Origin of the sequence: Falsihalocynthiibacter sp. S25ZX9 (assembly GCF_041205405.1) — a bacterium.
In the GTDB taxonomy this organism is placed as follows: Bacteria; Pseudomonadota; Alphaproteobacteria; order Rhodobacterales; family Rhodobacteraceae; genus Falsihalocynthiibacter; species Falsihalocynthiibacter arcticus.
In genome coordinates this window covers 1-352 of the sequence record NZ_JBGFCD010000108.1, presented here as the reverse complement: position 1 = coordinate 352, position 352 = coordinate 1, and the positions used below count along the sequence as shown (strand labels likewise).

General features: G+C 46.6%; 1 protein-coding gene. It reads left to right on the top strand.

The window, feature by feature from the left end; genetic code table 11:
• Window positions 1–123: 123 nt before the first annotated feature.
• A partial coding sequence (locus AB9F29_RS21495) for a hypothetical protein (protein WP_369757200.1) occupies window positions 124–352 on the top strand: 229 nt, incomplete at its 3' end.

Below are 352 nucleotides of genomic sequence, written 5' to 3'. Positions count from 1 at the left end.
AAGGCGCGCTTCCTCCTCTTTAAGAGCGGAAATGCGGGACCGAATGGCAGCCAAACGGTCGGCAGAGTGATGTAGATTGAGCATGGGATTCTCCTGCAGCTATACCAAGAGATTGGACCAAGGGTGGTTAAAAAAATGCAAATAAATTCAGTAAAAATAGGGTTAACAGGGGTGGGTATGCGTTCACTGCATGGCCGCTTTTCCCATTTGTCTATTGCTGCATCGCAGCATGCTGCCAATATTGGAGGGAGAGATACATATATTTATTCCCCCAAAGTGGAGAGACAAAATGGCCTACGCATCAACCGAATTACTTGCCCAAAAGAAATCAATCTGGGCTTCCGTATCCAAC